The sequence below is a fragment of the Donghicola eburneus genome, assembly GCF_900115865.1.
Taxonomy (GTDB): domain Bacteria; phylum Pseudomonadota; class Alphaproteobacteria; order Rhodobacterales; family Rhodobacteraceae; genus Donghicola; species Donghicola eburneus.
Genome location: NZ_FOXY01000019.1, coordinates 1 through 20,077 on the forward strand (window position 1 = coordinate 1; position 20,077 = coordinate 20,077).

Sequence of the window (20,077 nt, forward strand, 5' to 3'; positions counted from 1 at the left end):
TGAAACGCGCCCCTCGCAGCCTTCAACACCATGTTTTATATAGGAAATATAATGGTCAGGACAGCGAAATCAGCGCCTTACTTGGGAAATGTGGGCTAAACCTGACGCAGCAAAAGATTGTCGGCTTGCTTCAATTCTTCGTTTCTGCCGAGCAGGCCAGTGACGATCAAGGGTGATGAAGCCGTGATCTTGCCGCGCAGCGGCCCCCGCGCGGGTAGCGCACAGTCCGGTGGCTGGGGCGCCCACGGCGCTCCGGCCACCGGACACCAATCGCGGCATCAAAAAAGGGGGGCCTCTGCCCCCCCTCTACGTTTCGTCTAGTCGCGGCGCACCCGTATGATTTTGGTATGCACCCGCGCCGTGCTGAACGTGTCGGGCGGCAGGGCTTCCAGATGTTCGGCCTCGGGATGCTCGAACGTCACAGGCACCAGCGCGACCAGCGTTGCCGGTTCGGCGTGACCGCCTCGGCCGAGAAGGGAAAGCGCGGCGGCGATATGCTTCCGCACCTCGCGGAAGGGGGGATTCATGATGATCCTGGGGAACGCTGCGCGCCCCTTCACCTCGTCGGCGTAGTCGAGAAAACAGCCGTGAATCGTCGGGCCGATCTTGCGCGTCATCGCTGCAAGCTGGTGGTGGCGCTCGATCATCGTCAGTTCGCGCGGGCTATGCCCGGACGCCAGAAGCGCCCGCGCAAGCTGGCCGGTTCCGGCGCTCGGCTCAAGGGTGAGATAGTCGCCTTGGGGGCCAAGATAATCGACCATTCTCCCCGCTACATCGTCGGGGGTGACGTGGCATTCGGTGGCACGGTCAACCGTGATGATTTCGGGGGCCTCGATCTGCGCCAGCGGGGCGACTTCCCCGCGCTTGCGCACGGGGATCGTCAGGGGCTTGTTGGGGCGGGAGTAGATCGCCGGGCGGGTCACTGTGCCGCCTCCGTCTGGCGCAGGGTCTCGGGAATTTCGTGCTGCTTCTGGTCGGTGATGAGGATTGCCGCCCAACCAGCTTGATAGCGCGGCCCCTCGTGCTTCGGGTTCGGCGCAATCCGCACACGATATTCGCCGCAGGTCGAAAGCCGGGTTCCGCGCTGTTCGCTGTAGATCGCCGCATATTCGGCTTTCGTCAGCTCGACTTGCGGTAGCTCGTCAACCTCCCGGCGATAGGGGTTCTGAACCGAGACTTTGCCGCTCGGGGCTTTGAAATTGAGGATCGGCGGTTTCGCAGGCTTCTTGGCCGGGGGGACATAGCCGCACGATTGCATGAGGTCGCGCCACTCGTCGCCGGACAGTTCCAGCGCCTTGCCGTCTCCGATATGCAGGGGCAAGGGTGCCTCACATTCGACGGTGAAAAGGTCGGCGTCCACCTTCGCCCCCTTGGGCTTGTCGGCCCCATGCGCTCGAACAAACATCTGCAACAGGGTCGGGGTGATTTCGCCAGCGTAGCGCGGCACCTCGCCCAGCATTTCGCGCTCATAGCTCAAGCGGTTGAGCGTGTGGCTGATCCAGCGGGCGCGGTTCGGCCCCTCAATGATTGCACGGCAGCCGTCCATAACGGCGGCTTTAGCGTCGAACGGGTCGCGCTCGCCCTTGTCTACCTCGCTCCACATGCCAGAGCGGGCAAGGGAAGCGGGATGCCCGATGAATGCAGCGATCTGCTCAGGGGTCTGCATCTTCTCCCAGAGTTCGAGCGCCTTATAGGCTGAGTTGATCCCGCGTTGCAGGTCGCGCAGCTCGGACAGCAGCTTTTCGATCCGCCGGGCGCGGACTCGCGGGTCGTTCTTCCGGTTCGCGTGGCGCTCGACGCTCTCGGCCCGGAAGTGCCAATATCCGATTGCCTTGTGCGCCTTGCTGGCCTTGTCCATTGCGCTGTGCATCCGCTCTTGCGTCTTGCGGGCCTTCCGCTCGCTGTGGTGGCCGACAAGTATCGGCTGGCCCATGTAGAAGGCTTGCGACAGGTCGTCAGCCGCGCGGGAAAAGGCGCTTGCCTGTGCCGCGCGCTTGTCAGCGATCCCGTCCAGGCGGTCGGCCTTCATCTGCGCGCGCTCGGCAAGAGTCATTTCTTCCGGCTCGATCTCGCCCGCCAGTTCCAGCGCCAAATCTTCGCGGGCGCAGGACCAAGCCGGGGCAACGAAAAGCTCCTGTTTCGGTGCCCATTTGAACCCTGCTTCCTTCACGCGCTGGAAGGTTTCAGCATCAAGACGGCTCGACGCATACAGGCGGAGCTTGTTGTCTTCGGGCGAATAGGTCGCGGAAATCATGGTCATCAGGTCAATCCTTTGTGGTGTGCCCCTTCCGGTCTTGTTGCCGAAAATCGGGGCGGGGTTTCTGGCGAGGAAGCGCGAAGCGCGCCCCTCTCCTGAAAGCCTGCCTCCCGGCGAGGGCAGGAGGGGGACCCGTGCAAGGTTGTCCGTAGGGGCGAAGGGGAGGGGGATCACCCGGCCACGCAGCTCGGCCCCCGGCCGAGACCGTGGTTGGGGAAACCCCTTCGCCCCGTTAAGCGGACGGCCTTGCGTGGGGGAACCGGCGGTTCCCTAGATGGACGGGGCGCGCTTGCGCGACCTGGCCCAAGGATGCGGGCGGCGTTCGGCTTGACCGAACCCCCCGCCAGTGTGATCGCCGCGCTCGCGCGGGGATCTCGAAACCTTCTCAGGCCAGAGCTTTCCAGCCCGCCCCGGCCAAGGGGACGGGGCAGGGCCTTGCAGGCGACGAGCTGGACGCGCCATTCCACAGCGAAGGATAGCGAGGCGACTTGTGGTAAGGTCTGGCCTCGCAAAAGGCCGAGGGAACCGAGGGAAGATCGTCACCCGAAGGGCCGAGATTTGCGCGTCGAACGGACCATGCCCCCGCGTCGATCCGCTGGCTCGGGACGAGACGGCGGGCGGCGCACCTGGGGGGCAGGGACGGGCGGCGCGGAAAGCTCGGGGAGTGGGCCGGTGCAGCCGGCGCACGAGTAGAGCCCGGTCCTGGGCGGGCGTGTCCTCGAGCGACTGCACGAGGTCACGAACGATCAGGATTTGCCCTATTCCATAACTGAAATCTGGCAACACGAGTCTCGATAAGGTAAAATTCCATGTAATCAGAAAAATTGAACCTGCGCCGCTGAGGCTAACCAATTGAACGCGATTTAGCGGCAATGAAAACCAAAGGAATCAGTTGGATGATGATGAGAAATATTGGTTTCGGTGAACGCCTCCGCCTGCTTAAACGGCAACGAAAGTTGAAACAGCATGATCGGACACTTGTATCCGCCCTTCGTGTTTTCAACAGTCAGAACCTTGAAGATCGGCCGAGAATAAACGGCATCCTTGAGAAGAGATGCGATCTGCAAGATGAGATAATCGTCGTAAGTCGCTGGCTCGCTCAAGGGTCGCGCCCGGTTGAGATAGCCCCCACTCGAAGTGGAAAAGGACTGCCTCCGGGAAGTTTGCCCTTGCCTGGCACCGATCCTGAAGTTCTGACCTGATCCTTTCCTAGTCGCTGGCGTCACGAACCCTGGCAATCGTAGCTCGGCTGACGTTCAAACGCCTAGAGATAGAGGCAATTGGCTCTCCGAGCCGGATTGCTTCTTTTGCGATGGCAATCTCGGAGGCGCTTAAGGCTTTTGGCCGACCGAGACGTTTCCCCTTGGCCTTTGCTGCTTGCAACCCGGCATGTGTCCGCTCGCGCAGCAAATCGCGCTCGAACTGTGCGACCGCGTTAAGGACATTCATGGTGAGCTGCCCCGATGAGCTGGTCAGGTCTGTTCCACCCAGGGCAAGACAATGAACTCGGACAGGAATTTTTGAGAGAGCCGAAACCGTTTCGGTCACGTCGATGGCGTCGCGGCCAAGCCGATCCAGCTTGGACACCACGAGAATATCGCCCGGTTCGAGACGATCAACCAAGCGCGCGAACTCTGGCCGCTGCATGGCTGGAATGCTCCCGGAAATTGTCTCGGAAACGACACGGTATTCCGGCGGCTGAAAACCTGCCGCCGCGATCTCTTGGAGCTGCCCCGCGACAGTCTGCCCAATGGTGGAGACACGGACGTAGGCAAAAACGCGGCCTTGAGCTGTCATGATGTGCCCCGCACTGTCGAAAAACCCTGTTCAAAAGTAAGGGAGTGTTCAAAAATCGCAAGGGCTAGTTTTTGAACTACAACAGCGGAGCTGTTCAAAAACGACCGTTTTTGCACACAGAGATTGAGGCGCGATGCTGCCGATCTGACCGGGAGAGGATTCAACTTTGAGCTGTGGTCCGGTATCCTGTGGGAAAAGGACGAGGCGAGGTAACGATGGGATACTACAAGACTTTCATGGCAGGTTGCGCCGCCCTGGCGCTGGCAGGCTGCAAGACGGACATTTCTGAAATCACCGATGACCAGCTCCTATCCCTCTTGGGCAACGGCAGCAGCCCCGCCCAGATCACAGAAGGGACGCGCGAATGCGTCGAAGTTCTGGGAGGGGTGAACGAGGCTGTCTATCGCGACGTTCCCGGCGATGTGATGGGAATGATGAAAACCGAATGCAGAAAACAGCTTCAAGGCTGGCTCGATGACCCGCGCAGGAACAGCACAGAGCTTCAGGTGAGCGACTTCGACCGTGAGGACCTGGCTCAACGGATCATCGCGCTCGATGACGCTCAAGCGGCAGAGCGCGAGACGCAGCGCGAGGCGGAAGAGGCTGAGCGGGCAGCGCAACGCGAAGCCGAGGCCGCGGCTCGGATAGAAAAAATGGGGGCAGAGCTGGCCGAGGTCACAGCACAAGCGCAAGAACTGCGAAGCGCGTTCGAGGCTCGACGGGAGGTTCTAGCACCAGCCTGTGAAACGCTGCGTGGACTTCGAGAAGAACTCCAAGCAAAGAACCGGGTTCATAGCCTGTTCAACCGTGGTTTGCCCTCCGCTTGCACCGGCGAAACTCTTCGCGTTGAAGCGGGCCAACTGGCCGCTTTTGAGGAAAGAGTCGCGAGCTTCGAGATCCCCGACGCCAACCAGCTCATGTTCGCTTCTGTCCCTTCGCTCCCGCGCATTGACCTCGAAAAAATCGACCAGCAGATCGAAAGGGTGGAAGCTGTCACCGCCGACTACAGGACCGCGCTTTCGGAAGAGTAATTCGAGAAGGCAGGGGGGCCGTCTGCCCCCCGGTCCTCCGGCCCTCCCCCCGAGGATATTTTCAGGAAGATGAATGGCGAAGAATGCGCAACCTTATTGTTTTGCGCTCAACATTATGATATTGCCGATAGTGCGATACAGGCAGGGATGCCGATGGTCGTGGAAGGTGAAAGCGTCATGCGCTGTTCTCCATGAAGGCCGGGACCGACAGGTGCCGGCCTTCTTTCGTAGAAAGGAACCCATCATGAAAATCATCCTGATCCTGGTGCTGTTCAACTTGCAGTCTGGCTCGGAAGTCATCACGGCAGAATTTGACGACGACAGGGCTTGTGAGCTTGCGGCGCTTCGGACCTTCCAAGGTGTGACGGCTGAACCCGACCTGCGCCCGCTCGAACCGGCGGGCGGCGCAACACCGATCGACGGCACGGTCATTGCGCGTGACAGCGATGGCGCGGAAATCGGCATGTATAGCTGCAATCCCTCCCGGTCGGACGGTCAGAACGGCTAAGCGGGCAGAAAATCTCGGCACGGCGGGTTTCCTAGCCCCGCCGCCGCTGCAACCCGATAAGGCTGCCTGTCAGGTTGAGATTTCCGCGCTTCTGGGCACGGATCATACCGCGTAGGAAACCGCCGGGATTGCGCACGGGCGTCTGAGGATGATCGCGGTTCGCATCAAGGACCAGGATGCAAAGCGCGGCCGCGTGGCGGCCCATAGCTCCACACGCTGCTCGCCATGCGGAATAGTTGATCCCGAGAGGGGTCAGCATGTCATGCGCGGCGTCGATAATCGCCTCGGTGGTGATCCGGTTGGTGCGGAGTGCTAGAGCTGTCTGGAAGTCATCGGAAGCGAGCTTGAAAAGCTGCTCCGGTTGCATCAGCGCCTCAAGTTTGGGGTTGATAACACCGCTCTCCACCCCACACTTATTTTCTCTGCAATCATCGGAACCGCTAGGTTCCGATCTAAGCAAATCTGAGTGCGCGGGCTTGCCCGCGCTCCTTTCATCGACGTTGGCGTTACAGATTACAGGAGGATTCTTCTGGTTGTCCTCTTGTAATAGAGACCGGAAGGAAATCGCCGGTTCACAGGAAGATTCGGGTAGGTTTTCAAGCCGTTCTTCAAGCCGTTCTTCAAGCTCTTCGCAAAGGTCTGTGGCGTCCTGAATGTGGCGTTCGAGCTGGTCGATCCCGAGGGAGTGCAGGCGATCAGAACGAGGCCACGCATTGTAACGGGCGAGGATTGAGGCAATCACCTCGTCGTCCAGTGCTTCGGGGGAAAGACGGGCGATCCCCTCCTTCATGCGGCGAAGGCGGACACTGCGAAGGCTCTTCAGCTCCTTGATCCTGTTCGTCGTCTCGCGCTTCTGGTCACGCAGAGCGAGTAGGTCAGCGAAGCGCGCTTTGAGAGGGGTAAAGACAAGGCCCCGGCCCGTCCCAGCCTCACGCGCGCCGTTCGCCTTAGTGTCACGGATGAGCAAGCCACACCGCTCGAAGGTGCGCTCATGCGAGCGCATCTGCCGAGCCGTCAAGTGACAGCGTTCCGCCATCGTCTCCTGGGTGCCGTAGAAGACGGGTTCGGCACCGGGTTCGGCCCAATCCTTGGCGCTGGTGCTGCCTATGAGCTTGGTCAGAATGTAGACGGCTGCTGCGCTAAGTTTCAGGTCGCGCCCGACCTCGCTGATGACTGCGATAACGTCACGGCGGGTCATCCCCTGCGGCAACGCGACTTGTGGTGAGTGGTTCATTTCCCTGTCCTTTTTCTGCTCGATGGACAAGGCGGCAGCGCAAAATCGTCCTGTTCGCACAGATGCGGTTTTTGCTTGTTCGGATGTTGGGAGGGTGATAGAACCAGTCCTGAAAACAGATTGTGTTGGACCGTTCGGAACGCCAATTCCTAGGTTCTAAAGCCCCCCCTCGCTAGGTAGCCGCCTTGCGGGGGGTTTCTCTTTGTTGGGGTTTCTGCTCCTGTGCCTGTTCGATTCTGATGATCGTTCACGACAGGCATACTCTCTTTAGATGCCTGTCGCAATTATAGTATCGCGCGCCTCTGTGCGGCACTACGCTTAGTAGTTGACCTGCTCGAAGCCATAATTGCCCTGGTAGTCGCGCCACTCAACGAACACCGAGCGATGACGGAAGATAGACGGACAGTCCTCCCCGTATCGCTCCATCCCTGTATGTGCTTCGGGCAAGTCGGACACGGATGCCCGCGACCAGTGGAAATCGCCTTGAGTGCCGTAGGAGCCGAGGCGGACGCTGGCGCTACGGCGGCATTCGTCGTTGTCGCCGCCCGAGTATCGTTGATAGGCGCTCGTCACGTTGAAGACGCGGATCGAGCGCACGAAATCGAACTCGTTGCCGCTGATGTCAATGTCGGCGGTTCCGTTCTCGTCGCTGTATTCACCGTCAACAAACTGCAAGGCGAAGCCCTCGGGAAGAGCCCCCGCCAGCCCGCCTGTCCTGCGGACAACGGCGGGCTGGGGCTCAAGCGCATAATCCGTGAGTGGTGCGCTCGGGAAAGACTGACGCGGGGTCGATCTGTTGCCTTCCATGAGAATGTCATAGATGCGCGTCCGGTTAAGCTCGGACGGATCGACGTTGAAAGATGCGCCCATTGGGCAGCGCCAAATCTGAAGAGGCGGCTCGACAGGCCAAGGAGTAATGCGGCGGATGAACTCGGCCCGCGCTCGGGTGCAGGGGACGGATGCAGGCCAGCCGCCTGAGAGGCAAAGGAGGATGGCACAGTCGATCTGATAGCTCTGCGCCTGCGCCCGCTCCGGGGCCGCGACAAAGCTGGACGCCGCGACGGCTGCGGCAAGGGCTGTGGTGCGGAGCAACTTTATCATGGTATCTCCATCGGGTTGGCAACGCTATAAGGAGGTGCGCAGCGTTATAATATTGTCTTAAGGGGTCCATGCCCCGTTTTGCAACAGGATAGGAGCGGAAAAGTCGGGGCGAAGTGTAAGATCAGGTGCAAGGATGCACGAGGCAGCACCTCCCCGGCGGGTAATGTTGACTATTTTTATAAGCGAAAATCCGCTCAACCAGAGCGGGTTCAGTCCGTTTTCACCACCTGATCGAAGAACCGCCGGTATTCCTCGCTGACTTCTTGCCCTTCCTGGAAGGCTCGCGCCCGCTCTTCATCCAAGCACTGAAGGTAGGCGCTGAAGTCCTCGAAGTATCGCTGGTAGTCCTCATAGATGAGGTCGCGATACTCGCGCGCTGCATCAATCTCAGCAGGAAGAAACGGCCTTTCAGGTGGAAAACAGGTATCTGCTTGCACTTCTGAAGCCAGAAAAATAGACGATATTATAAGCATGTAGCCCGCTCTAGCCCGTTGGGTCATCCTGCGCTATCCCTTTAGATCACTTGGGAATTGATGGTCGGTTGTGTATGCAAGGGTTAGAGCAAATCTCTTTGGGAAACGCAACATTACAATGTTGCACCCCATCTTATAATGTCGTAGGACTGTAGTGCCCGAGAAGGGTTCGCGGTCCGTTAGCCAAAAGGAAAGCGCCGACCGTGAGGACAGACCTAAACAAAGAAGCGCCTAATGTGGTTACAGAGACGCAGTTCAAGGTCCTCTTGCAGCAGGGGTATCAAGCTGAGGTTGTTTGTAAAACCCCAGCGTTCCGCAAAAATGCCGTCTGGTATGGTGAGTGGTTCATCCGTGCTGTCACCGAGGACAGATCGGTCGAAAAACTCCTTGTGCCGGGTCGGCGGTGGAACAAGCAGCCTGAGGAAATCCCTCTGCGCATCTTCAAGACCGCAAACGGCCTCATCTCGTTCCTCGAAGGGTTCGGGTTCGACCAGATACACATTCCCATGCAAAAGGGCGGTCGAGCCGTCCACTGTCTGCCGAACGGCGGCAAGCTATCTAGCAGCGAGTAGTGCGGCCCTCGCGCTCTCCTGCACCGTAGCTCTGGCTCAGGGCATGGTGCTGGTGATGGAAGGTGACGGCTCGCTCCGCGCTTCCACCCCTCAAACGAACTTCTCAAGAAACTACAATGATGGTGTAGGCCAAGGTTCGGCCTCCGACGAGCTGATGCTGTTCGGGGGCCGGGAAGAAGAGGCCGAAGAAGACGGATCGTTCCGCGTTGCTGCGATAGCACCCCGCGCCGTGACGCCCCGTCCTGCGATCTTGAACGCCATCGACCAGACCGCCCTTCGCTATGCGAGCCACCCGGCTCTGCGCCGCGCGGATATGACCGTGACGGAATGGCGGCTGCTCTTCCAATCGAACATCGAAATTGAAAGCGCCTACAACCCGAACGCCCGTAGTCATGTGGGTGCAATCGGGCTGGGGCAGCTTATGCCAGCGACAGCGGCTGACCTCGGGGTCGATCCGCACGACTGGCAACAGAACCTCGACGGGTCAGCCCGGTATCTCCTCATGATGCTGGCTCGTTTCGGGGACGCTCGACTTGCATTGGCAGCCTACAACGCTGGCCCCGATGCGGTAGAGCGCCATCGCGGCATCCCACCCTTCCGGGAAACGCAAAACCACGTCAGCCGCGTGCTGGCCGTTTTCAACAGGCTCGAAGGAGAACATTCATGAAGCCTAACATTAACGCCCTCGTCGCGATCTGCGGGATTCTGCTGTTCGCGGCGCAACCGGCACTGGCGCAGAGTATCGACCTGTCGCCGGTCCAAGCGATGCTGCAAGGCATCGTTGACGCCATCACCGGCCCGCTCGGCATCGTCATCGGCACCCTCGCCGTGATTGCCGTGTTCCTGTCCTGGCTCTTCAACATCATCGACCTCCGCCAAGCCATGTGGGTCTTGGTCGGGATCGCCGGCATCGCGGCAGCGCCCACGATCGTCGCGGCAATCTGGTCGAACTAAAGGAGCCCTAAAATGGCAGAACAGTCTCGTCTCTTCCTCGGCCTAGTGCGACCTCCCAAGCTCTTTGGGCTGCCCATCATGTACGCGATGGTCTGGCTGTTCGGGTCTGTTCTGATCTTTGTCTGGGTTCAGCATTGGTTGGTCGTCGCTCTCGCGGCGGCGGCCTACCCCTTGCTCTGGAAAGCCGCTGATTGGGACGAAAACTTCCTGAACGTGGTCGTTACCACGCTGCAAGTCACCCGCCCGACAGTTAACCGGAAAATCCACGGTGGAGACAGCTATGCCCCGTGATACGAATTATGACGCCCGCAGTTTGCTTCCGACTTGGTTTGGCCGGGAAGCGAAGCTCGGCAAGATGCTCCCCTACATCAGCCTCGTTGACGAACAGACGGTGCGGACACGCGGCAACGAACTGTTCCAGTGCATCCGCTTGGATGGCGTGAATAGCGACACCACGGATGACGCATACCTGGATCGCACTCGCGCCCTTTTCGCGTCCGTCATCGCCCGGATCGGCCCGGAATGCTCTTTCTACGTCCACAAGGTTTCTAAGGCTATCAACGTCGATCTCGACCCGGTGGAAGGTGACACTTTCGCTGCTGCGGTTGATCGTCGCTGGCGCCAGTCCCTCAATGACAGCCAACTGCGCGACAAGACACTGACCCTGACGGTTCTGAACCGCCCGCCAGTAGGCTCAAAACTTCCCTTCCGGGCTGCAAAGTCCGTGGAGCTGCTGCGCTCGCAGACGGAAAAGCGTCTCGCGCGGCTTCAAGAGGTCGTCCGTTTTCTCATGTCTTCCTTCGGGGACATGAACCCGCGGCTGCTGGATGAACCGTCCGGGGAACTGCTCGGCTTTCTCGGTTCTCTGAACACGGGACAAGAACTGCCTCTCTATCGAGGTGCCGCGACCAGCATCGTGTCGGAGAACGTCGCGAATACTCGTGTCACCTTCAAAGGCGATAGGTTCTATCTGTCTGAGGGCGCGACCGGCTCGCGTGTCGGCTCGATCTTCGCGGTGAAGGATTACCCCGAGAAGACCCATTGCACGATGTTCGATGAACTGAACCTGCCGGTCGATATGATCGTCACCCACAGCTTCACCCCGATCAATAGCAACTGGATGGCGGGGCGCATCAAGCGGATGATGAAGATGCGGGCCTCGGCCAGCGATGGCGCTTTCTCTCTGACCGACGAACTGCCGACCGCCCTTGATGATCTTGAGTCAAAGCGCCTCAGCTTTGGCGATCATCACATGACGGTGGCCGTCTTCGCAGACAGCGAAGAACAGCTTTCCAGCATCGGCGGCGAAATCAAGAACACGGCTTCGACCGAAGGTGTGAACTTGGTCTCGGAAGGGTTCGCCAGCGCAACCCACTACTTTGCGCAACACCCCGGCAACGCTCACGCGCGTAGCCGCAAAGGGGCGGTGACGAACCGCAACTTCGCAGACTTCGCAGCCTTCCACCGCACCCCGCTTGGAAAGAACGCGGAACAGGTGCCGTGGGGCAAAGTGATCTCGATGTTCCCGACGCCGGAGTCCTCGGCCTTCCGGTTCAACTACCATGAGCTGGGATCGCCAGACAAAGAGCCGACCGGCGGTCACACGCTGATCCTTGGCCGTCCCGGTTCAGGTAAATCCGTCCTCTCGGCCTTCCTGATGACGCAAGCCCGCCGCGCGGGCGCTCGCCTCTTCGTCTTCGACTACCGCCTCGGCATGGAAATGGCCGTGCGCGCGAACGGCGGGCGCTATTCCTCGATCAAGGCGGGCGACGCCACTGGCCTCAACCCGCTCTGGACTGAAGTAGATGAACGGGGGCAGGCGTGGCTTTCCGATTGGCTGGCCTCTTTGATCCACCGCAATGACAAGCCTCTGACCCCTGCACAGACAAACCTCATTCAGCAGGTGGTGCGCCAAAACGCGACGGCCAGCGATGCGAACCTGCGGAACTGGCATGACCTGGCGTCGCTGTTCGTCTCGGCCGATGACGGGGGGGATCTTCACGAACGGCTCCAAGAATGGACCGCCGAAGGCCGCTACGGCTGGATTTTCGGGCAGACCCGCGAAGACACCTTCTCTCTGAAAGGCGAGGTCGTCGGCTTCGACCTGACCGGCATTCTCGACAGCGAAAGCGAGAAAGAGCGGATGGCGGTTTTGTCCTACCTGTTCCGCAGGGTGGAGCGTGTCATTGAGGATCGCAAGCCGACGATCATCGTCATTGATGAAGCGTGGAAAGCTCTCGACAACGGCTATTTTGCGGAACGTCTCTCCAACTGGCTCGTGACGGCCCGGAAGCAAAACGCGGTCGTTGTGATGATGACGCAATACGCCAGTCAGCTCGAACAGACGCGGACGGGCAAGACCATCGTTGAAGCGGTCCCGACGCAAATCCTGCTCCCGAACATCCGGGCCAAAGCATCAGACTACGAAATGCTGAACCTGCACGAGAAAGAGCTTTCCGTGCTGCTGGAATCCAGCCCTGCCTCTCGGGTTGGGCTGGTGCGTGATGACCAAGGGTCGGTCTGCATTAACGCAAATCTGAGCGCCCTCGGGCCGCTCCTAACCGTCCTCGGCGGGATGGAAAAAGGTGAACAGTTGGTGGGTGCCGATTACCGCCAGCGCGAAGATTTTTGGAGGGTCGAATGAAAACCACCGCAATCCTTTTCTTGATTACAGGTCTCGGGCTGGCGGGCTGTGCAGAATATCGCCCCTCCGAAGCGAATTGCTTTGACCGGGTGACGCGCAGCTCGAACAGCATGGCGTTCCTGGCGTCGCCTGAGCCCTCGCCTGCCGCTCGTATTTCTACGAAATCGGCCCCTTGCGTCTTCACGCCCCTCGGCGGGCCGGAGGGCCTTGGCGATGGCTAAAAGCGCGGCCCTGACCCTCACGGCTATGCTGTGGGCCAGCTCGGCGCTCGCGCAGGGTGTGCCCACTGTGGATGGCACCCTGATTATTCGCAACGAGGCGTCGAATGCCCACCGGGAAAGCGATCTCGCGACCCAGCGAGAAACCCTGTCGGTGCAAGAGGCGATCAACGAAATCGAGCGGCAGCAGCTTGCCGTTCTGGAACAGATTCTGGATGCCCAGACCAGCATCGGCGGGCAGGGCATTCCCGAAATGGTGGCCGACCTCGAAGATGGGGAAGAGCCTGAGCAATCGGCCGATGTGGTCTTTGATCCCGAAGACAGCAACCCGGCGGGTGCGCAGATGTTCGGGGATGCAGCGCAGAACGTCGAAGAGCTGATTATTCAAGTCGCGTCCGAGACACATGGCTTGTCGGGCGTGTCCCAAGCAGGCTTCTCCGTTCGGGAATGGCGCTACATGCTCCAAGCCCTGATCTGGCAGGAAAGCCGCTTCTCGATTGGCGCTCGCTCTCCGGTTGGGGCTTTCGGTCTGACGCAGATTATGCCCGCAACCGCTGGCGATCTCGGCATCTACCCGGACTACTACGACAGCCCCTATTTGCAGGTTGAGGGCGGCGCTCGCTACCTCGCCCAGATGCTCGCCATGTTCGACGGCAACATCATTAACGGTCTTGCCGCCTACAACGCAGGACCGGGGAACGTGCAGAACTACGGCGGGGTGCCCCCGTTTGAGGAAACCCAGCATTACGTCCAGGTGATCCCCGCGAAATACAATGAGTATCTCGCCCTTGGCGGCGGCGGCGATGCGGTCGGCACAATCGACCCGGCTCTGATGGCGAACTCGAACCTCTCCTTCGCCGGGGCTAACGCGACCTTCTACGGCAATAGCTCGATGACGACTGTTCAAGCCTCGGCTGCCCGTCTTCGCAGCATCGTCCAGCGGATCGGTGAAACGCAGGACGTTCAAGAGGCTATGGCGCTCAACAGCTATGCCCGTGCGGAAGTTGCACGGCTCGTCGCCAATCTGACCCGTCTTCGGGCCGCGCGGAACCGCACGGCCAGCGCCCACACCGTTGCTCTCGCCGCCGAACGGCAGCGTGAACAGCAATACATGAATTTCGACATGGAGGATTTGGACTGATGAAACTGTCGATGAAGATCAACGCGCTTGTCCGCAAAATCGCAACCGCCGGTTTCCTCGGCCTCGGCTTGGCCGCTGCCCCCGTGTCGCTTCTCGGGACCACAGCCCCCGCCGCCTACGCGCAAGGGGTGCCCACAGTAGACACCCAGAATATCGCGCAGGAAATTCGTCAGCTTCAACAGATGATCGAAGATGAAATTCTTCAGAACGATCAGCTCCTACAACTGCAAAACCAGTTCCAGACGCTCCAAGATCAATACACCCAGCTTCAGGAAACCTACGCTGCGCTCACCGGCCTGATGGACCTTCCCGAAGTCATCCAGACGGAAATGGAAGAGTGGCTTAACGGCCTGCTCGATCAAGAGTTTGGCGACATTACCGACACGATTGCTGCGATCCAGAACGGCGATTGGTCGGGACTGACCGGATCGGGATCAGGTGAAATCCGCACTCAGATGGAGCGCGTCCTGGCCGAAGCTGGCTTCGATGAAGACACTCTCTCGGAAATGGCTCGCAGCGGCAACGGTGGAGCGGAGCGTGTTGCGACGGCAGCCACCACCGGAGCGATGGTCTCGGCCGCAGGACAGAACAGCTACAACGAGGCGGGCCAGTCCCTTGAGCGGGTTGATCGACTCGTCGGAATGATCGGGGACATGGAAACGCTGAAAGACAGCATCGACCTGAACACCCGTGTCACCGCCGAAAACGCAATCGCTCTGGTCGCTCTTACCCAGCTCATGGCCGTTGGTGCCGTGGGTGAAGGGCAAGCTGGCGTCATCGAAGCAGCAGACCGGGCAGAAGAAGATCGCTTCATGGACTTCACCATGCCCGATCTCTCGGCAGAATAAGCGAGGCAGGCAAGTGGCTAAGGATCAAGAAATCATTGAGGAAGAGCTGATTTTCGGCGCGCGGCGTCGGGAACAGCTTTGGCAGAAGCTGGCCTTTGTCGGGTTGGGTTTCGGTGTTCTCGGGTGCCTCGGGGCCGCGACTGTCGCGATCCTCGACGTGGACCCGCCGCCCGTTGTTGTCCCCTATGACCCCAACACCGGCATGGCCTTGCCGAATGCAGCGGTTGAAGCGGTGCGGGTGACGGAAAATCAGGCCGTGATCGAGGCCGAAGTATTCCGCTATGTCACGCAGCGCGAGACTTACAACCAACTCGACAACGATGTGCGGGTGCGTCGCATCCTCGCCATGTCAGACGGCAATGCTGAAGCAAGTCTGCGGTCCCTCTGGAACAGCGCGAACTCGAACTATCCGCCGACCGTCTACGGCGCGGATGCCCGGCTCGATGTGGAAATTCTGAGCATCAACCGGATCGGCAATAACCGTGCGACCGTGCGCCTTCGCAAGCGTCTTGCGTCCCAGCAGGGGACGCAAACCGGCCTCTTCACCGTGACGATGATGTATGACTTTCGGCCCGAAGAGCGCCGCCAGATTGATGAGGTCTGGACGAACCCCTTCGGCTTCACCGTCACCGAATACGCGATCCGCTCGGACAGATTGGAGAACTAACATGAAACTGCTCAAAACCAGCCTCCTGTCTGTCGCGCTCGCACTGGCAACCGCACCGGCCTTTGCGGAAAGCAACCCGCGGGCGGGCAGCCACGATAGCCGCGTCCGCATCGCCACCTACACCGATGGGCAGGTCTATCGCCTTCGCGTGAGCCTGACGCATGTTACCTCTGTCGAATTTGGACAGGGCGAAACCATCCGCTCGATCATCGCAGGGGACACCGAGGGCTTTCAGCTCGACGGCGTTCCTGGGGGCCGCGCCTTCGCCGTGAAACCTTTGGCGCGCGGCGTCAGCACGAACATCACCGTCTACACCAACCAGCGCAGCTACTACTTCAACGTCACGGAGTCGTCGTCGCCCACCTACTACGTTGTGCAATTCCAATATCCTCAGTCCCGTGCCCGCCCGACGAACGCCGTCGCGCAGCGAGCGCCCAACTATAATTATGCAGCGAGCGGCAGAACGGAAATCACGCCGGTTACGGTCTGGGATGATGGCACCTTCACCTACTTCCGGTTTGCGCCGAACGCGCCGGTCCCTGCCGTCTTCCAATATTCGTCAGGTCGAGAGCGCACGGTGAACAGCCAACAGGTCGAAGATGGCGTTCTTCGCGTGTCTGGGGTGAACCGTCGATGGGTGCTGCGCCTTGGCGACACCATCGTTTGCATTGAGGAAAACACCGCAGGAGGCACGGGCTCATGAGCGAAGACAAGGATCTTGAAGAGCGGCTTGCCGCGCTCGAAGCTGACAACGGGGGCACCGCCAAGAAACGCGAGAAGCCCTCGCCCAAGGTGGCAATCGCAGGTGCCGCAGGGATCGCGGCAATCGGTCTTATCGCTTACCTGGCTCTGCCCTCCGACGATCAGGAGCCAGCGATGCAGACGGCGCAACCGGCTGAGTTTCAGGCCGAGGGGGATGGGTTCGGTGAGATTGCGCCCTTCGCGCCCCCTGCCCCGCCGGAACCGGAGATTGTCGAAGTGGAAAGCTCCGAGAATGCGGCCCTTCAGGAGCAGCTTGCCGCGCTGCAAGCCCAGCTTGAAGAAATGCGGAATGCCCCTGCGCCCGACAACAGCGAGGCAACAGCCGCAATGGAAGCTCTGACCGCGCGGATGGAGGCTCTGCAAGCAGCCTCCGAGGAAGCCCAGAATCAATATCAGGCGGACATGGCGGAACGCGACCGTGAGCTACAGCGCCTCCGCTCCGAGCTGGAAATCGCACGGCTCGATCAGGAGAACCCGATGGGGCCGGGGCGTTCGGATGAAGATGCCCGACTGGCCGAGTTGGAGCGTCGTCGCGCTGAAGCGGCAGCGTTCCAAGAGGCGCGCATCAACTCTCCGATGGTCGCCTTCGGGAACAGCGGATCGGGCGGCGACGGCAGCGAAATGGCGCAACGAACCCTCGGTGCCGTGACTGACTTCGTGATGAATGGCGCAACCCCTTCGCAAGTCACGCAGGCCGAAGTCATCGCCAACCCCGGCAACACCGTGGTTCAAGGCACGATGATCCAAGCCGTCACGGAAACCGCCCTGGACAGCTCTCTGCCGGGTCAGATGCGGGCTATCATTTCCGAGGATGTGCATTCCTATGACGGGTCGCGAGTGCTGATCCCGCGCGGCTCCCGTCTTATCGGGCGGTATCGCTCGGGCCTCGATGTGGGCCAACAGCGCGTCACCGTCGCGTGGGATAGGATCATCCTGCCGAACAACCAGACCGTAACGATTAGCTCATTTGGTGGCGATGAACTCGGGCGCTCCGGCGTGACGGGCTTTGTCGACACTCGTTTCGGTGAACGGTTCGGCTCGGCGGCTCTGATCTCGTTGCTCGGCGCGGTGCCGACTGTCGCCGCATCGCAAATTGACGATGACACCACCTCGGACGTGGCTGAAGACGTTGGCGATGATCTCCAAGACGCGACCGATAGCGTGATGAGCGACTACCTCTCGCTCGGCCCGGTGATCTATGTCGATCAAGGGTCGCGCATCACGGTCATGGTGGATCGTGACGTGGAGATTTTCTGAATGACGACTTCGAGCTATCTTCAAGCATCGCTCGACAAGCTGCCGGACGCGGCACGGGACGATGTGATCGAAATTTGCATCAACCCGGATGGCCGGGTGTGGGGCGAATTTCAGGGCGATCACTTCATGCGCCCTCTCGATGTAACCCTGACCAAGACGGAAATTCGTGACCTCGGCAACCAGATTGCCGGGGGCGCGAACTCGCGCATCGGGAAGGATAAGCCGATTGTCTCGGTCAGCATCATTTACCGGAACCGTCCTATCCGGGCGCAGGTCATCCAGCCGCCAGCGGTGCAGGACGGCACGTCGATTTCTCTTCGCTTCTTCTCAACCCTGCCTTTGGACAGCATTGAGCTGCAATATCTCTACGGTGCGGAGCGGAGCCTGGAAGGCGTGCGGCAAGAGCGGAACAAAGAGCTGCGCAAGGTGGTCAAGAGCGGCGATATTTACGCCGCCATCAAATTCTGCGTCGAGAACAAGCTGAACATGATCGTGTCGGGCGGCACCTCGACAGGGAAGACCGTCGCGGCCCGGAAAATCCTGTCCTATGTCGGGGAGGAAGAAAGGATCGTCACCATCGAAGAGGCGGCAGAACTGCTACCGACGCAACCGAATGTGGTGACACTGATCTCCAACCGCGACGTTGAAATGCAATCGGCCGACACGCTGTTGACCTCCACGCTTCGGATGCGCCCGGATCGCATCGTTCTGGGTGAGGTGCGGGGTCGGGAAGCCATGACCTTCCTTGAAGCGATCAACACCGGCCACGGCGGTTCGATGACGACGCTTCATGCCGAGACGCCGCAATTGGCGGTGCAAAGGCTTGCTATCGCGGCACTGAAAACGGACGTGCCGATGACCTACGCTGACATGATCCAGTATATTGAAAGCTCGATCGACGTCATCATTCAAGCCGGTCGCCACAACGGCGAGCGGGGCATCACGGAGTTTTACCTACCGGGCAGAGAGCAGGAGGAAGCGAGCAATGAAGCGGTTTGAAAATGAGGTGAAGACCTTCAAGAACGGGTCCAAGCGTGACGAGGCGAAGATGCAGACCACTCTTCGCGATCTGGGCCTTTCTGGCTGGGAAGTCGTTTCGGTTGTTCCGTGCGACCTGGGGGGCCGCGAGCTGATGGTCTTCTTGAAACGCGAGCTCGATGAAGGTGCCGCGCCACGGGAGGAAGCGGCATGATGAAACCTGCCCTCTTGTCACTGGCCGTCCTGATCCCTTCGATTGCCTCGGCTGATTTCGTTCCCACGCTGACCAACGCCCCGCGCATCTGCCCCGACCGTCCCGCGAAACCTGACTGGATGACAAACTTCAATGTGAAGGACGCGCACAAGGTCAATCTGGTGGAAGAGATGTATCGGGCGCAGAGCCTCCGCGCGGTCGTGGAAAGCGGCGACTGCACTTGCGCGACCCGGTTCCCGTCCTGGGCCGCTGCTTCAGACTACTATTTCGCCAACTACGCGGGCCTCGGCCGTCACGAAATTCTGGACCGGACCTCTGACTATCGCAGGACCGCGAACGTGCATCGTCGGGCAGCACAGCCCATCTGCGAAGCACAAGGCAACTGGTGACGACACATGAGCATCGTCACCTTCTTCGTCTCGACCGCTGAGGACTATCTGGATTCGGCGGCAGAAACTCAGTTCGGCGCGGTCGCGGCAACGGTAGGGACTTTGCTCACCGTGTCGGCCACGCTGGTCATCATCATGATCCTTCTGAACATGATCTTTCAGGTTCGGACTATCGACGGCAGGACTGCATTCTGGCTGATGGTCAAGCTCACGCTGATTGCCCTCTTCGCCCAAAACTGGACGGAATTTAACCGGCTGGCTGACGGCATCCTGAGCGGGATCGACAGCATCGCGGGTTCTCTCGTGGCATCGGTCGGGGGTGGCGAACCTGGCCCCTCCGGCACATTCGCGGAAGAGTTTGACCAGCTCATCGAAGAGCTGGGGGAATACCTCAACGCGGCAGGCTCGAACCTCAACTGGATGGCCGGTGCATTGCTGGACACCCTCGGCGTCCTTCTTCTCTCGATCCTCGGCGGGTTGGCGGCATTTCTTATGGTTGCCTCGCGCCTGATGATCTCGCTGCTGATCGGCATGGCCCCGGTCATGATCTTCCTGACCATGTTCGAGGTGACGAAAGACTACTTCGCCCGGTGGCTCTCTGCCGTGATCTCTTTCGCGATCTACCCGGTGGTCATCGCGGGCATCTTCGCAACAATCGTCGGTGTTGCCCAAGCTCTGATTGCCCGCCTCGGTGATCCCGCCGACGCATCGAGCATCGGGGCGCTGATCCCCTTCTTCATGATGGTTCTCATGGCGAAGGGCTTTATCGTCGCCACGCCATTCATCGTCAGGGGGATTTCCGGCAATATTGTCATGCCAGCGATGACCGCCGGTATGGGTGGAGGCTACGAGTTTGCCCGCGCCGCAATGGGCAGCGCCCAAGCGCAAAATCGCTCTCTGGTGGGCACGGCAACCGGCGCGGAGCTGGCCGGGATGCGAACTCGAACGGTCGCGGCCTCAACGGGGGCGAAAATCCAGAGGATGATTGCTCGCTCTGAACGTCTCAAGCAATGAAAAAGGCCCGCGCAAGCG

Annotated in this window: 24 protein-coding genes; 17 read left to right on the plus strand and 7 right to left on the minus strand. The window is 60.1% G+C overall.

Going from position 1 to position 20,077, the window contains the following annotated elements:
* Positions 1-317 precede the first annotated feature (317 nt).
* From BM225_RS19760 to BM225_RS19775, 4 genes are all read right to left on the minus strand, one after another.
* Entirely contained in the window at positions 318-923 is a 606-nt protein-coding gene (locus BM225_RS19760) for a methyltransferase type 11 (protein WP_092465272.1), read from the minus strand.
* The gene (locus tag BM225_RS19765) at positions 920-2,260 is read right to left on the minus strand and encodes a DUF3560 domain-containing protein (RefSeq protein ID WP_092465273.1); all 1,341 of its coding nucleotides are present in this window, start codon (positions 2,258-2,260) and stop codon (positions 920-922) included. Before BM225_RS19765 ends, BM225_RS19760 begins: the two co-directional genes overlap by 4 nt.
* A gap of 860 nt (positions 2,261-3,120) precedes the next feature.
* The gene (locus tag BM225_RS19770) at positions 3,121-3,360 is read right to left on the minus strand and encodes a hypothetical protein (protein WP_092465274.1); all 240 of its coding nucleotides are present in this window, start codon (positions 3,358-3,360) and stop codon (positions 3,121-3,123) included.
* Between the two features lie 106 nt (positions 3,361-3,466).
* Positions 3,467-4,054, minus strand: coding sequence for a recombinase family protein (locus BM225_RS19775; protein ID WP_092465275.1), 588 nt, complete (start codon positions 4,052-4,054; stop codon positions 3,467-3,469).
* A 215-nt stretch (positions 4,055-4,269) separates the two neighbouring features.
* Here BM225_RS19775 and BM225_RS19780 point away from each other — a divergent pair, with 215 nt between their 5' ends.
* A complete protein-coding gene (locus BM225_RS19780; protein WP_092465276.1) occupies positions 4,270-5,085 on the plus strand; it encodes a hypothetical protein in 816 nt (271 codons plus the stop codon).
* A gap of 244 nt (positions 5,086-5,329) precedes the next feature.
* Positions 5,330-5,593 carry a hypothetical protein gene (locus BM225_RS19785; protein ID WP_092465277.1) on the plus strand — a complete coding sequence of 88 codons (264 nt, stop codon included), beginning with the start codon at positions 5,330-5,332 and terminating at the stop codon, positions 5,591-5,593.
* Positions 5,594-5,624: 31 nt separating this feature from the next.
* Here BM225_RS19785 and repC read toward each other — a convergent pair whose 3' ends face one another.
* The 3 genes from repC to BM225_RS19800 all read right to left on the minus strand — a co-directional run bounded on the left by repC (position 5,625) and on the right by BM225_RS19800 (position 8,428).
* Positions 5,625-6,857 carry a replication initiation protein RepC gene (gene repC, locus BM225_RS19790; RefSeq protein ID WP_143095423.1) on the minus strand — a complete coding sequence of 411 codons (1,233 nt, stop codon included), beginning with the start codon at positions 6,855-6,857 and terminating at the stop codon, positions 5,625-5,627.
* A 288-nt stretch (positions 6,858-7,145) separates the two neighbouring features.
* Positions 7,146-7,928, minus strand: a complete 783-nt coding sequence (locus BM225_RS19795) for a hypothetical protein (protein WP_092465279.1) — start codon at positions 7,926-7,928, stop codon at positions 7,146-7,148.
* Between the two features lie 209 nt (positions 7,929-8,137).
* Positions 8,138-8,428, minus strand: coding sequence for a hypothetical protein (locus tag BM225_RS19800; RefSeq protein ID WP_245780557.1), 291 nt, complete (start codon positions 8,426-8,428; stop codon positions 8,138-8,140).
* 176 nt (positions 8,429-8,604) lie between these two features.
* On the opposite strand from BM225_RS19800, the gene BM225_RS19805 reads away from it, so the two are divergent.
* The 15 genes from BM225_RS19805 to BM225_RS19875 are packed head-to-tail and all read left to right on the plus strand — an operon-like array spanning position 8,605 to position 20,059.
* Positions 8,605-8,973, plus strand: coding sequence for a hypothetical protein (locus BM225_RS19805; protein WP_092465280.1), 369 nt, complete (start codon positions 8,605-8,607; stop codon positions 8,971-8,973).
* Positions 8,974-9,016: 43 nt separating this feature from the next.
* Complete coding sequence (locus BM225_RS19810) at positions 9,017-9,640, plus strand: lytic transglycosylase domain-containing protein (RefSeq protein ID WP_092465281.1); 624 nt, start codon at positions 9,017-9,019, stop codon at positions 9,638-9,640.
* Positions 9,637-9,927, plus strand: a complete 291-nt coding sequence (locus BM225_RS19815; RefSeq protein ID WP_092465282.1) for a TrbC/VirB2 family protein — start codon at positions 9,637-9,639, stop codon at positions 9,925-9,927. The genes BM225_RS19810 and BM225_RS19815 overlap by 4 nt, the downstream gene beginning before the upstream one ends.
* A 12-nt stretch (positions 9,928-9,939) precedes the next feature.
* Positions 9,940-10,218, plus strand: coding sequence for a VirB3 family type IV secretion system protein (locus BM225_RS19820; protein ID WP_092465283.1), 279 nt, complete (start codon positions 9,940-9,942; stop codon positions 10,216-10,218).
* Positions 10,208-12,571 (plus strand): VirB4 family type IV secretion/conjugal transfer ATPase, encoded by a 2,364-nt coding sequence (locus BM225_RS19825; RefSeq protein ID WP_092465284.1) that lies wholly within the window; start codon positions 10,208-10,210, stop codon positions 12,569-12,571. The genes BM225_RS19820 and BM225_RS19825 overlap by 11 nt, the downstream gene beginning before the upstream one ends.
* Positions 12,568-12,792, plus strand: coding sequence for a hypothetical protein (locus tag BM225_RS19830; protein ID WP_092465285.1), 225 nt, complete (start codon positions 12,568-12,570; stop codon positions 12,790-12,792). The genes BM225_RS19825 and BM225_RS19830 overlap by 4 nt, the downstream gene beginning before the upstream one ends.
* Positions 12,785-13,930 carry a lytic transglycosylase domain-containing protein gene (locus BM225_RS19835; protein ID WP_092465286.1) on the plus strand — a complete coding sequence of 382 codons (1,146 nt, stop codon included), beginning with the start codon at positions 12,785-12,787 and terminating at the stop codon, positions 13,928-13,930. The genes BM225_RS19830 and BM225_RS19835 overlap by 8 nt, the downstream gene beginning before the upstream one ends.
* Positions 13,930-14,778, plus strand: coding sequence for a type IV secretion system protein (locus tag BM225_RS19840; RefSeq protein ID WP_224918593.1), 849 nt, complete (start codon positions 13,930-13,932; stop codon positions 14,776-14,778). The genes BM225_RS19835 and BM225_RS19840 overlap by 1 nt, the downstream gene beginning before the upstream one ends.
* Before the next feature lie 13 nt (positions 14,779-14,791).
* Positions 14,792-15,445 (plus strand): VirB8 family type IV secretion system protein, encoded by a 654-nt coding sequence (locus BM225_RS19845; RefSeq protein WP_092465287.1) that lies wholly within the window; start codon positions 14,792-14,794, stop codon positions 15,443-15,445.
* A gap of 1 nt (position 15,446) precedes the next feature.
* A complete protein-coding gene (locus BM225_RS19850) occupies positions 15,447-16,148 on the plus strand; it encodes a TrbG/VirB9 family P-type conjugative transfer protein (protein ID WP_092465288.1) in 702 nt (233 codons plus the stop codon).
* Positions 16,145-17,464, plus strand: coding sequence for a TraB/TrbI/VirB10 family type IV secretion system protein (locus BM225_RS19855; RefSeq protein WP_092465289.1), 1,320 nt, complete (start codon positions 16,145-16,147; stop codon positions 17,462-17,464). The genes BM225_RS19850 and BM225_RS19855 overlap by 4 nt, the downstream gene beginning before the upstream one ends.
* Entirely contained in the window at positions 17,465-18,463 is a 999-nt protein-coding gene (locus BM225_RS19860; protein ID WP_092465290.1) for an ATPase, T2SS/T4P/T4SS family, read from the plus strand. It abuts the gene before it with no gap.
* A complete protein-coding gene (locus BM225_RS19865; RefSeq protein ID WP_092465291.1) occupies positions 18,450-18,656 on the plus strand; it encodes a hypothetical protein in 207 nt (68 codons plus the stop codon). The genes BM225_RS19860 and BM225_RS19865 overlap by 14 nt, the downstream gene beginning before the upstream one ends.
* Entirely contained in the window at positions 18,653-19,045 is a 393-nt protein-coding gene (locus tag BM225_RS19870; protein ID WP_092465292.1) for a hypothetical protein, read from the plus strand. Before BM225_RS19865 ends, BM225_RS19870 begins: the two co-directional genes overlap by 4 nt.
* Positions 19,046-19,051: 6 nt before the next feature.
* Positions 19,052-20,059, plus strand: a complete 1,008-nt coding sequence (locus tag BM225_RS19875) for a TrbL/VirB6 family protein (protein WP_092465293.1) — start codon at positions 19,052-19,054, stop codon at positions 20,057-20,059.
* The last annotated feature ends 18 nt before the right edge of the window (positions 20,060-20,077 follow it).

Excerpts from the sequence above, each read along its gene's own strand:
- BM225_RS19765 (WP_092465273.1), bottom strand. The coding sequence starts at position 2,260 with ATGACCATGATTTCCGCGACCTATTCGCCCGAAGACAACAAGCTCCGC.
- BM225_RS19775 (WP_092465275.1), bottom strand. The coding sequence starts at position 4,054 with ATGACAGCTCAAGGCCGCGTTTTTGCCTACGTCCGTGTCTCCACCATT.
- BM225_RS19780 (WP_092465276.1), top strand. The coding sequence starts at position 4,270 with ATGGGATACTACAAGACTTTCATGGCAGGTTGCGCCGCCCTGGCGCTG.
- BM225_RS19785 (WP_092465277.1), top strand. The coding sequence starts at position 5,330 with ATGAAAATCATCCTGATCCTGGTGCTGTTCAACTTGCAGTCTGGCTCG.
- BM225_RS19795 (WP_092465279.1), bottom strand. The coding sequence starts at position 7,928 with ATGATAAAGTTGCTCCGCACCACAGCCCTTGCCGCAGCCGTCGCGGCG.
- BM225_RS19800 (WP_245780557.1), bottom strand. The coding sequence starts at position 8,428 with ATGACCCAACGGGCTAGAGCGGGCTACATGCTTATAATATCGTCTATT.
- BM225_RS19810 (WP_092465281.1), top strand. The coding sequence starts at position 9,017 with ATGGTGCTGGTGATGGAAGGTGACGGCTCGCTCCGCGCTTCCACCCCT.
- BM225_RS19815 (WP_092465282.1), top strand. The coding sequence starts at position 9,637 with ATGAAGCCTAACATTAACGCCCTCGTCGCGATCTGCGGGATTCTGCTG.
- BM225_RS19820 (WP_092465283.1), top strand. The coding sequence starts at position 9,940 with ATGGCAGAACAGTCTCGTCTCTTCCTCGGCCTAGTGCGACCTCCCAAG.
- BM225_RS19825 (WP_092465284.1), top strand. The coding sequence starts at position 10,208 with ATGCCCCGTGATACGAATTATGACGCCCGCAGTTTGCTTCCGACTTGG.
- BM225_RS19830 (WP_092465285.1), top strand. The coding sequence starts at position 12,568 with ATGAAAACCACCGCAATCCTTTTCTTGATTACAGGTCTCGGGCTGGCG.
- BM225_RS19835 (WP_092465286.1), top strand. The coding sequence starts at position 12,785 with ATGGCTAAAAGCGCGGCCCTGACCCTCACGGCTATGCTGTGGGCCAGC.
- BM225_RS19840 (WP_224918593.1), top strand. The coding sequence starts at position 13,930 with ATGAAACTGTCGATGAAGATCAACGCGCTTGTCCGCAAAATCGCAACC.
- BM225_RS19850 (WP_092465288.1), top strand. The coding sequence starts at position 15,447 with ATGAAACTGCTCAAAACCAGCCTCCTGTCTGTCGCGCTCGCACTGGCA.
- BM225_RS19855 (WP_092465289.1), top strand. The coding sequence starts at position 16,145 with ATGAGCGAAGACAAGGATCTTGAAGAGCGGCTTGCCGCGCTCGAAGCT.
- BM225_RS19860 (WP_092465290.1), top strand. The coding sequence starts at position 17,465 with ATGACGACTTCGAGCTATCTTCAAGCATCGCTCGACAAGCTGCCGGAC.
- BM225_RS19865 (WP_092465291.1), top strand. The coding sequence starts at position 18,450 with ATGAAGCGGTTTGAAAATGAGGTGAAGACCTTCAAGAACGGGTCCAAG.
- BM225_RS19870 (WP_092465292.1), top strand. The coding sequence starts at position 18,653 with ATGATGAAACCTGCCCTCTTGTCACTGGCCGTCCTGATCCCTTCGATT.
- BM225_RS19875 (WP_092465293.1), top strand. The coding sequence starts at position 19,052 with ATGAGCATCGTCACCTTCTTCGTCTCGACCGCTGAGGACTATCTGGAT.